General features: G+C 32.4%; 6 protein-coding genes. All 6 read left to right on the forward strand.

Features of this window, described 5'->3' with window-relative positions; all coding sequences use genetic code 11:
* The first annotated feature begins 437 nt into the window (after positions 1 to 437).
* The gene (locus ACRD62_RS21935; RefSeq protein ID WP_430822233.1) at positions 438 to 4,820 is read left to right on the forward strand and encodes an AAA domain-containing protein; all 4,383 of its coding nucleotides are present in this window, start codon (positions 438 to 440) and stop codon (positions 4,818 to 4,820) included.
* A gap of 304 nt (positions 4,821 to 5,124) precedes the next feature.
* Complete coding sequence (locus ACRD62_RS21940; RefSeq protein ID WP_430822234.1) at positions 5,125 to 5,748, forward strand: hypothetical protein; 624 nt, start codon at positions 5,125 to 5,127, stop codon at positions 5,746 to 5,748.
* Complete coding sequence (locus ACRD62_RS21945) at positions 5,749 to 6,402, forward strand: hypothetical protein (RefSeq protein ID WP_430822235.1); 654 nt, start codon at positions 5,749 to 5,751, stop codon at positions 6,400 to 6,402.
* Between the two features lie 194 nt (positions 6,403 to 6,596).
* A complete protein-coding gene (locus ACRD62_RS21950; RefSeq protein ID WP_430822236.1) occupies positions 6,597 to 7,154 on the forward strand; it encodes a toxin-antitoxin system YwqK family antitoxin in 558 nt (185 codons plus the stop codon).
* 228 nt (positions 7,155 to 7,382) lie between these two features.
* Positions 7,383 to 7,982: a hypothetical protein gene (locus ACRD62_RS21955; RefSeq protein WP_430822237.1), complete on the forward strand. Its 600-nt coding sequence runs from the start codon at positions 7,383 to 7,385 to the stop codon at positions 7,980 to 7,982.
* Positions 7,983 to 8,154: 172 nt separating this feature from the next.
* Positions 8,155 to 8,613, forward strand: coding sequence for a hypothetical protein (locus ACRD62_RS21960; protein ID WP_430822238.1), 459 nt, complete (start codon positions 8,155 to 8,157; stop codon positions 8,611 to 8,613).
* Positions 8,614 to 8,745 lie beyond the last annotated feature (132 nt).

Here is an 8,745-nt window from a genome sequence, read left to right on the forward strand (position 1 = left end):
GTAAAGCTTTTTTTTCATGATACAATATTTTATTAACACAAATAAAGGTAGCAAGGGCAACGGACTTTAGCTACCTTTAGGTTTAGTGCAACACGTGGTATAAGGCATGGCTGGGTTCGTGCGGATTCGACAAGTCGAATCTCGTCCCAACCTCAGTTTCGGTCGGACACTCAGACTCTCGTCTGACCGCCACGACCTCATACCACCACCGTTACCAACAAGCCTAAGAAAAGAAACGACAGTGGTAATTTTGCAGTGAGAAAAAAAGAAAAATGAAACAGCCGACCCACAAAACAGCACATTCGCAAGCCCTAACACACGAGCTGACGCTTCAGCTTGCAAAAGAGCTGTTTTCTTGCTGACGCTCGGCAAAATATGAGACATCTTAACTGATTTTAAAATAAAGTATGTAATTTGAGGATTTTAACTAAAATGAAATGGAGTTAACGGAAAGACTACTAATAGAATTGCAAAACCGACTTAAAGTTGGTAGTCGTAGAGGTGTTCACCTAAACGCAATTCCAGCACGTTCAAGATATAAGTTCGACTTAACAAGACTTTCATATATTGATGAAAATATTCCTCAAAATTTTATAAACTCATTACTCACAGAATTACCTCTAAAATTTCGCATAAGTTGGAAGGATAATGTTCCCGATTTGAATTCACTTTTTGAAGAAGACCAAGCCCAATTAGTTAAAATCACAAAATCATTTGAGAATCTTATAAACCAGACTGATGCAATTGAATCGGAGAAAGGAATCAACACCTTCGGTTTTGGTTTTCCAATTCTCGTTCGCAGAGACCAATCTGACAATAAATTAACTGTTGCTCCAATTTTAATTTGGTCATTAAGAATTAAAAGAACAAAAGAATTTAATACTTGGGAAATACAACGTAACGAAGAAGACCCGATTTACGTCAATGAAGTTTTAATAAACCATTTACAAAGTGATTCAAATATTGAAATTGACCAAGTATCTAGCGAGCATTTAGATGATGGCTTGATTGATAAAAATGAACTTTTAGAAATATGTGAAAATATAATTGAAGCAATAAATAGTTCTACACCAAATGATTTACATGAAACATTTGAAAAGAAATTAAAAGAAATAAAACCTATTGGAGAAAAAAAATACTATGAGAAACTACCATTAACATCCAATAACTCTTTTATTGATTTTGGTGGTCTATTTTCTATTTTTGAAGTTCAGAAACAAAATATAATTAATGATTACGGAAATTTATTAGAGCTTCAGGGTACAGAAATTGACCTTGAAGATATGGATGAACATTCGTTTCAACCAATCTCATCCGTAGAAACTGACCCATCACAACAAGGTATTCTTCATTCTTTAAATACTTCGCGAAATATTCTTATTCAAGGCCCTCCTGGAACTGGAAAAAGTCAATCATTGACAGCAATTTTGGTTAATGCTCTTGAAAACCATAAAAGAACAATTGTAGTTTGTGAGAAACGTACAGCTTTAGAAGTTTTGTATAATTCTTTAAATGAAAAAGGACTTAATTATCAAACTATTTTAATCAAGGATATTGTAAAAGACAGAAAACAAGCTGTTGATTCAGTAAGAGATAGAGTTGATAATTCTTCTTATCGCCGATATAGATATACACATTCGAAAGAAACTTTAGACAACATAATTAATAAGTCAAAATCTCTGATTGATTCAATTAACAAAAGGCATCAAAAACTTGACAAAAAACTTATTGGAAACAAAAACTGGACTAGCATAGTTGGTTCCCTCCTTTCTGAATTAAAAGACAATTCGGAAGATTATAATCTTGAACTTAGTAAAGATATATTTTCGTATGAGTCATCTGAACTAAATCAGTTACTTGAGTTAATCAGAAAAGGACAAGATTTATATCTTGAATTTAGACCATTTAAAAAACTATCTTTTCTAAACTCGGATAAATTGATTGGAGACAATCCATTCATTATTGAGCAAAATATTGAAGAAGATTTTTTAAGCTATAAAAAACAAATCGAATCTATTCATAATGATATTTTAGAATATGAGAAAGAATACTATAACATTAGAAATGAACAGCTAAAAGTTCAGAAAACGGAAATTGAATCATATTTAAACTTACTTTCTGATGTGATTTCAAAATATGATAAAGCTGATGATTTTTATAATGAGGATAAAACAAATGGCTTCTTTTTTAAAACAGCTTCTTTATTCTCCAAGGCGAAAAAAGCAGTCATTAACGACCAATTGCAAGTTAATTCGATATTTTCTGAACTCTTAACCAAAACAGAAGGTTTCAATGATTTTCAAACTATTTCATCAGCAAGTACTATTTCTGATATTGAATTAAATATTATAGACTATCAAAGCGTAATTGAAAATACTGAAAACAACTTTCAAAATAAAATTGAAACTGAATTTAGCGAATTAAACTTTCTTCATTCTGTTGCCGATAAATTTGAAACTAACAAATTACATTTAATACAAAATCAACTTTCTGATATAATTTCAAAAATACAAGAAGACAATTGGAGCAATTTTGAGCTTAATTTTCAATCACACAAATACCTTATTGAAAGCATTGAGAATTTAATTAACGCTAAAGAAATATATTTTGGAAATGACAATGACCTTTTTACTTTAGAATTTAAATGGTTTCAGTTTTATAATGTCTTAACAACAAATGAAAAGCTAATAGTTATTCAGTTACTAGAAAAAGAAAATTGGCGCAAAACCTTCCTGATTTTTTATTTAAATTCATTACTTGTTAATTCTGCAAATGTAGATTTACCAACAAATGATAATGACCATGTTGAATTAGGAAAATCATTATCAGAGCTTGAACATGAGCAGATTAGGTATATTAGAGAATATTGGTTCTCGAAACAAATTGATGCCACAAGGTCATTTGATGTAAACAATCCAAATATTTCAGTAGAAAATCTTTATAATAAACGAGCAAGCACTAAACATAAAAGACTTTCATTACGGGAGATTGTGAAACTAGATATGGATTTATTTACAACATTTTTCCCAATTATTCTTACAACACCAGACGTGGCAAGTAATCTTTTTAAAGGCCAAAACAAATATTTTGATATCGTTATGTTTGACGAGGCAAGTCAATTAAAGCTAGAAGACAACTTACCTGCACTTTTAAAAGGAAAGCAAATAATTATTGCTGGAGATGAACATCAGATGCCACCATCAAATTACTTTAGTAAAATTTTTGACGGCACTATTGAAGATGAAGATGATTTTGAAGATGAAATAGAACGAATAAAAAGCGAAGCAAGTAACTCGCTTTTGGATTGTGAATCGCTTCTTGATTTTGCTTCTGAACTTGGGTTTGAAAAAAGACATTTAGACTTTCATTATCGTTCAAGGCATCCTTATTTGATTGATTATTCGAATTATGCATTTTACAATCAAAGGCTAAAACCTTTACCAAATAGTTTTGAGTATAATCCAATTAAATACATCAATGTAAACGGTACATATTCTGATAATTCAAATGATTCCGAAGCCGAAACAATATTGTCTATTATTGAGAATAATATTTCCCGACTTCCCAATGGAAATTATCCGACCGTTGGTGTTGCTACATTCAATATTAATCAGCGTAACTTAATATTAGGGAAAATTAACGAAAGACGGAAGTTTGAGCGATATAAGGACTTCAATGAAAAGATTATTGAACTTGAAGAAAATGGCTTTTTTGTAAAAAATTTAGAAAACATTCAGGGAGATGAAAGAGATGTAATTATTCTTTCCACCACGTATGGCATTAATAAAGATAATAAGTTCGCTCAGCGCTTTGGTTCAATAAATCATCATAAGGGATATAAGTTATTAAATGTAATTGTCACAAGAGCGAAATATAAAATTTATGTATGTTCCTCAATTCCACAAGAAGTATTTTTGAATTATAAGGAGCATTTGATAACTGAAGGTTCAAACAATAGAAGAGCTGCATTATATGCATATTTAGCTTATGCAAAAGCAGTTAGCGAACAAGATAACGAAGCAAGACTGGCTGTGTTAAATACCCTTGCTGAAAATTCAACAACAAACAGTTCAATTGACAATTTTAATGCTGACTTAGAATCTCCATTTGAAGAAGAAGTTTATGCGGCGTTGACTGATTATTTTGACGAAAATAGAATTATACCACAACTACAATTTGCTGGTTTTAGAATCGATTTAGTTTATGACACAATGCAAGTTGGATTGCCAAAAATTGCAATAGAATGTGATGGTGCTGCATACCATTCAAGTCAAGAAGCTTATTTACACGACAAGCACAGGCAAAAGATTTTAGAAAATCACGGATTTGTTTTTCATAGAATTTGGAGTACAAATTGGTGGAGAAATCCAAAGAGAGAAACTCAAAAATTAGTACAATTCATAAAAGAAATAGAAAATAGTTCTCCTTCTTTGTTTGAAGATAAATCAAAAACAAGTTTAGCATTTACTGATGATATCTCAATAATTGAAAGTAAACTCGTTAAAGTTTCCCCAAGTGTTCAAAAAGATTTAGCTGAAACAATTAAAGCAGTAAATAAAAACGAAAATATTCAGACCGAATTATTTAAAGAAACAGTAAGATTAAATAGTAAGGTTAAAGTTAAATATATAAATATTGATAAAGACTTGAAAGTTCAGTTAGTCGAACAATCAGTTTCAAAATCAGAAAAATCAAATGGACTTCAACTGATAAATATAAAATCACCACTGGGCGTTGCGCTGAACGGAAAATCAGTTGGAGATACGGTAAAGATTGGTGATTTAGATAAATATGTTAGAATTTTAGAAATAGTGAATTAAGCCCACGCTTCACAGCCACACACATTGCCAAGTCGCTCGAAAAGCCATACCCACGACCAAAACTTGTCAAAGAGTGTGTCTGTCCGAACGCACGAGGCACTGCAAAATTGATAGCTAATTGATTGAAAATGAATAAAGGCCAGTTGGTAACACGGTATATAAAACATTTGGCGGAAAGTGCTAATTTTAAGGGCGGTAAATTTAATAAACATCGCAACGGTTTGATAGGAAATCGCTTTGAAATGCCAAACGTTTCATATACCCATCCGTTATGGGCAACCTTAAGACCTGCAAAATTGAAACTATGAATTTTGAATTAGAAGATAAACTTAGAAACCTGATAGATAAACAAGAGCTAGATAATGCAATTCAACTTGCGGAATCAGAGTTGAATAAGATACCAAAGACAGACTTTCATAAAATGATTGGTAAAGATATTTTGCACCTATCAAATGATTTGAAGATATATATTCAAAAATTCGATAAATCAACATCCGAGATTTTAAATAAACCCAAAGGATTGATAAAATCAGTTTTTGGAAAGCCTACAGATTATAGACCCGCTGCATATTATTGCGAAATGAATGGGTTTACAATTAATTATGATAGGTGGTTTATTGATTTGTTTTCATTTAAGGAAATGGGCGGAGATGATTGGGATTGGTTGTGCGACTTTTATGATTCAACAGCAAGTGATTTTACAATAACTGGACTTGAAGATATTCAAAAGGTTTTCGAAGACGTTCACGAAAATGACCGATTTAAAGAACCGAATATTGAAAAAGCTTATGAAGTTTGTGAGTTATTAGTTATTCTTAGACTGCAAGAGCTATTTAGATTAACATACTCAAAAATTGAAGAACCTTTAAGTAATATTCCATTGTTCGTAACTGCGCATGATTATGAATTAATTTATAGAGTAAATTAAATGACTGAGTGGTTTAGAAATACTGATTGGAATAAAGAAATAGAAGATTTCTTTGAGCTTAAACTTAAGCGAGCAAGAGGAGGTCATAGCAAGGCTCAATACCTAAGGATTCAAGCTGGGTATCTACTTGACACAAAAAAGCACGGACAGGTTGGTGAAAGATTAATGATTAGGTTGTTCAGTGATTTTCCTGATGAGAAATTTTCTGTAATATTTGGTCATGAACAATTAGCTGATTACTATTTTAAAACAAACCAATTTGTCAAGGCGGAGAGTGAGTATAAGATTGTTGTGGAGTATTACCATTCTGACAACAGAAGTGGTACGACTGGATTAGCAGATGTAAAACTTGCTGATTTGATTTTAACAACTAAGCAATCGGACAAATATGACTACGCTTACAAACTGATTACCGATGATTTTAAAGAATCTGGTGGTTCGGTAGACCTTAACGATAGTAAATACTTTTATTGTTTAACTTGTGCAATATTAGCAAATAGACTGGGATTAATAGAGGATTCTAAGGAGTTTGCAAAAGTCGCAATTGATTTAAGTAAGGTAACTGAGCCTCAATTCCCAAGACATAAAACAGTCGGGATTGTAAAGGCAAAAAAACAGGATTTGAAAGAACTTAAAAAGATTATGAATGAATAAAAGGCAGCCCATAACATGCGGTCATAAAACAGTTGGGGTTCAGCGGTTTGCGAGCATTAGTTCTCGCATCAACTTTTTCCTCGGTGAATACGAACGCGCTCCGAAAACCCAACCGTTTCATACCGCAATACCGTTGTGCCGCATAAGAGCGACCGTTCAAATGATAAAATAATTGATAATAAACAAACTATAAAATGAGACAGATTTTCATTGTAATATTTGGATTGATTTTTACAATCTCTAACGCTCAGGATTTTGAGAATAAGGAATATTATGAGGACGGAACATTAAAACTTGAGTATTCTGGGAAAAAAGATAAACCAGAAGGTATTGTTAAACTGTATTATCCAACAGGAGAACTTCAAGGAGAATTAATGTATAAAAAAGGAAAGCAAAATGGGACATCAAAGATATTTTATAAGACTGGGAAGATTCAAAAAGAAATGACTTATAAAGATGGCCTTCAGATTGATACGATGAAGATATATTATAAAAGTGGGCAGTTGTATGAATTGAGTTTTATACAAAATGGCAAGAAAAATGGTGTTTATAAATTATTCTATGAAAATGGACAAATTGAAATAGATGGTTATGCCAAAGATAATATGATACATGGTTACTGTGTTCATTTCAAAGAAAATGGAGACGAATGGAAAAAAGGAGAGTATGACATGGGAACTCCGATTGGGAATTGGACTGAATATGATGAAGTTGGTGTGACGATGAAACAATATGGCAAAGCGAAGAAATAAATTCATAAAGTACGACGGCACAACACGCTGGCATAAAGCATGGCTCGGTTGGCTCGTCCTGACACCTTAGTCTACTGTCTTAGTCCCCCTAACGGGTGACACGACACCACGACTAACGCGCCACGACTTCATCCAGCAACCGTTGGCAAATATTAAAAAACCATGACCACTAGATTATTATTACTCACTTTACTCATCATTACATCATGTTCCAATAAAAACGAAATATTGGAATTTGAACTATCGATTGGAGAAGAAAATAGTAGGACTTTGACAATGCTCGTTAATGATTTTGAAGAGAATTATCTTGCTAAGCATTATGGTGACATAGACATGAAAAAAGCATACAAAATGTTTTTAGTGGACATCAAAGATTATAATATAAAAGAGCGAATTCAAGCTAGATTTGAACTAGTTGACAAAATTAAAAAGTCAGGATTTTATGAGGAGTTATATGCAATTAATGATTCTGTATGGTATGATAAATCTGAAAACATTTATCACCTTAGAACAAAAAGCTTACTTCCAAATGGAGAATACAAAATAGGAAAACATGAAATCTCGTACGGTAGATCAGCTAAAACAAATATAGAAGAAACTATTAAAAAACACTATTCATTTAAAAACAGGAACTTCAATAGTAAATTTTGGAATGCTTTAAAAAATATTGGAGAGAAAGAGCAATATATTTATGAATATATTGACAATACAGAAGCAATGGGAAGTGCAGTTGCATTTGCTCTTGCAAATGGCTTTTTAAACTCGCATTTGGATTATAGTGACTATTTTGTAAAAAGGATTATAGTTACAGAATTTGTTGAATATTAAAAATAACATTTGCCAACACGCTGGCATAAAGCATGGCTCGGTTTGCTCGTCCTGACGCCTTTGTCTACTGTCTTAGTCTCCCTATCGGGTGACACGACACCACGACTAACGCGCCACGACTTCATCCAGCAAACGTTGGGCGTAATTAAAACCAACGGATAATAACCAGAAAATGATAATAAAATCTAAATATCAAAACATTAAGAATCTATTGCTGCGCATTATTTTTTTGATTTTGTTAGCTATGGATATCTTATTCCTATATCCTCAAAACCAAATTGCTTCAATTGTATTCGGATCAATAATATTAATCTTAATCCTGATTCTACCGGAAACACGCATTACTATCAAAACTGACTACATTGAATTTAAAGCATTAAGACTTTTGGGACTTTACAATAATAAAATACGACTTGACTTTAAAAATATATCAAGTGCGAACTTTTATCCAGAAGAAACAAATTGGTTAATTGTTCTTTTACCTGGTGTTGGTGGACATCGAAATGCAGAACTCACTTTTAACCTGAAAAATGGCGAAAAATTCTCTAAGCAAATAATAGAGACTAATGACGTTATAAACTCTTTGACTTCTGAACTTGGAAAAAGAATACAATTAGAAATCAATAAATAACATACGCCCAACACGCTGGAAATAAAGCATGGCGTGGTTTGCTCGTCCTGACACCTTAGTCTACCGTCTTAGTCCCCCTATCGGGTGACACGACACCACGACTAACGCGCCACGACTTCATCCAGCAAACGT

It is taken from the genome of Carboxylicivirga caseinilyticus (genome assembly GCF_050589785.1).
In the GTDB taxonomy this organism is placed as follows: Bacteria; Bacteroidota; Bacteroidia; order Bacteroidales; family Marinilabiliaceae; genus Carboxylicivirga; species Carboxylicivirga caseinilyticus.

What these genes read in the sequence shown, in the direction of transcription:
- ACRD62_RS21935 (WP_430822233.1), top strand. Translation starts at nt 438, where the DNA reads ATGGAGTTAACGGAAAGACTACTAATAGAATTGCAAAACCGACTTAAA.
- ACRD62_RS21940 (WP_430822234.1), top strand. Translation starts at nt 5,125, where the DNA reads ATGAATTTTGAATTAGAAGATAAACTTAGAAACCTGATAGATAAACAA.
- ACRD62_RS21945 (WP_430822235.1), top strand. Translation starts at nt 5,749, where the DNA reads ATGACTGAGTGGTTTAGAAATACTGATTGGAATAAAGAAATAGAAGAT.
- ACRD62_RS21950 (WP_430822236.1), top strand. Translation starts at nt 6,597, where the DNA reads ATGAGACAGATTTTCATTGTAATATTTGGATTGATTTTTACAATCTCT.
- ACRD62_RS21960 (WP_430822238.1), top strand. Translation starts at nt 8,155, where the DNA reads ATGATAATAAAATCTAAATATCAAAACATTAAGAATCTATTGCTGCGC.